Here is a 2368-nt window from a genome sequence, read left to right as displayed (position 1 = left end):
CCACGCCGTCGTTCGATCTATGTTCCGCGCATGGTCGAATATCTCCTCATCGCGCTCGTCGCCGTCGCACTGGGCCTTCTCATCGGCTGGCTAGCGGGCAAGCGGGAGGTCGCGGCGCTGCGCACCGACCGCGATGCGCAGGCCGAGCAGTTTCGCCGCGCGATCACCGATCTGGCCGCCGCGGAGGAGCGCGCGAAAGCAGCCGAGACGCTCCGGGAAGAGCTGACGCAGGCGCGTGACGAGCGCGAGGCCGCGCGCCTCGACGTCTCGCGCCTGACCGCCGAGGGTCGCGCCGCCGAGCAGCGCATCGCCGACCTGAAGGTCGCCGCGGACGAGATGACGCTGCGCTTCAAGGAAGTGGCGCAGACCGCGCTGACCGACGCGCAAAAGGCGTTCCTGGAGCGTGCCGAGGCGCGGCTGCGCCAGTCGGAGGAACAGGCCGGGCAGGGGCTGAAGGCGCTGCTGCAACCCGTCAACGACCGGCTGCTGCGCTATGAGGAAGGCGTGGCAAAGATCGAGGCGGAGCGCCGCGATGCCTTCGGCCAGTTGCATGGGCAGATCGAGGCGATGCGCGCCGGGCAGGAGCGCGTCTCGGGCGAGGCGGCCAAGCTGGTTAACGCGCTGCGCAACGCGCCCAAGGCGCGGGGCCGGTGGGGCGAGCAGCAATTGCGCAACGTCCTCGAAAGCTGCGGCCTTGCCGAGCACACCGATTTCCAGATGGAGGTCAGCGTCGCGGCCGAGGACGGGCAGGGCCGGCTGCGTCCGGACGCGATCGTCCGCGTGCCCGGCGGCAAGTCGCTCATCATCGACGCCAAGGTATCGCTCAACGCTTACCAGGATGCGTTCGGCGCGGTGGATGAGGGCGAGCGCCAGCTGGGCCTCGCCGCGCACGCCGCCTCGATGCGCGCGCATGTCAACGCGCTGGGAGCCAAGGCCTATTGGACGCAGTTCGCCGATGCGCCCGAATATGTGGTGATGTTCGTGCCGGGCGAACATTTCCTGTCCGCCGCGCTCGAACATGATCCGACATTGTGGGACTTCGCCTTCGACCGCCGCGTGCTACTGGCCACGCCGACCAACCTGATCGCGATCGCGCGCACCGTCTCGGCGGTGTGGCGACAGGAAAAACTGGCCGCGCAGGCGCAGGAGATCGCCGCGCTCGGCAAGGAACTCTACGCGCGCCTCGCGGTGATGGGCGGGCATGTGTCGAAACTCGGCAAGAACCTTGATACCGCGATGGGCGCCTATAACGCCTTCGTGGGCAGCCTCGAAAGCCAGGTGCTGACCAGCGCGAAACGGTTCGAGACGCTTAACGTCGACACCGGCAACCGCTCGATCGAGGCGCTCCCGGTCGGCGAACAGATCGCCCGCCCGCTCACCAAGCTGGCAGCGCTGGACGATGCGGCGGAATAGCGATGGCGCTAGGGCCGATCGACATTCGCCTCCGTTCGCCCTGAGGAGCCGTTGAGCTTGTCGAAACGGCGTCTCGAAGGGATGCCCAGATCGGATCGTCTCCCGGACGATCCTGAATCTATCGGTGGCATGTTTCCCAGCATGCGCTTCGAGACGAGGCTTCGACTTCGCTCAGCCTCTCCTCAGCATGAACGGATCGTGGGCCTGAGGGTCGATCCGACCTAGGGCCGGTGCCCGCCACATCCCTCCAGCCGCCGGCCGCGCCAGACGATCGTGACACGGTCGGGATAGACGCGATCGCTCATTCCGTCGCTACATGCAGTCCGCTCGGTCGTGATCGTCAGCGCCCGGGACCGCCAGCGCCAGCCGCGCGGCCGGCGTTCGGGGTGATCGACCGCCACCACCACGTCGCGCCGCCCCGGCTCGCCGATCCGCGCGCGGCGACCGGTGATCGCGACGTTCCAGAACGGCTCGGTTCCCAGCGCGCGGTAGATGGCGGGCGGGGTCGCCGCGGCGATTGCCAGCGCGGCGATCATCCGCGGCCGTGCCGCGCCAGCACCTCATAGGCCATCACCGCGGTCGCCACCGCCGCGTTCAGGCTGTCGGCCTTGCCGCACATCGGCAGCTTGACCAGCAGGTCGCACGCCGCCTCGTAATCCTCGGGCAGACCCTGCGCCTCGTTGCCGGTCAGCAGGAAGGTGGGGGCGGCATAGGGCGCATCGCGATAGCCTTCCTCGGTCTGGAGGCTCAGTCCCACCAACTGCCCCGGACCCTGGCGCAGCCACGCGATGAATTCCGTCCACGGCGTTCGCACGATCGGCACCGTGAACAGCGCCCCCATGCTGGCGCGCACGGCCTCGGTGGAAAACGGGTCGACGCATTCGTCCACCAGGATCAGCGCGCCCGCGCCCACCGCATCGCCGGTGCGCAGGATCGTGCCCAGATTGCCCGGATC

The 2368-nt window shown here is 68.8% G+C and carries 3 protein-coding genes; 1 reads left to right on the top strand and 2 read right to left on the bottom strand.

Going from position 1 to position 2368, the window contains the following annotated elements; all coding sequences use genetic code 11:
* The first annotated feature begins 30 nt into the window (after window positions 1–30).
* Complete coding sequence (gene rmuC, locus VGD20_RS04925; RefSeq protein WP_066488765.1) at window positions 31–1413, top strand: DNA recombination protein RmuC; 1383 nt, start codon at window positions 31–33, stop codon at window positions 1411–1413.
* Between the two features lie 221 nt (window positions 1414–1634).
* On the opposite strand, the gene VGD20_RS04920 is transcribed toward rmuC, so the two are convergent.
* Both VGD20_RS04920 and VGD20_RS04915 read right to left on the bottom strand, forming a co-directional pair.
* Window positions 1635–1949 (bottom strand): hypothetical protein, encoded by a 315-nt coding sequence (locus VGD20_RS04920; protein WP_066488763.1) that lies wholly within the window; start codon window positions 1947–1949, stop codon window positions 1635–1637.
* The coding region (locus tag VGD20_RS04915) for an RNA methyltransferase (RefSeq protein ID WP_331133378.1) at window positions 1946–2368 on the bottom strand (423 nt) is incomplete at its 5' end. The genes VGD20_RS04920 and VGD20_RS04915, both read right to left, overlap by 4 nt.

Origin of the sequence: Sphingopyxis sp., from assembly GCF_036402335.1 — a bacterium.
GTDB lineage: Bacteria > Pseudomonadota > Alphaproteobacteria > Sphingomonadales > Sphingomonadaceae > Sphingopyxis.
The sequence above is the reverse complement of the archived record's forward strand: the minus strand, read 5'-3'. Positions and strand labels throughout refer to the sequence as shown.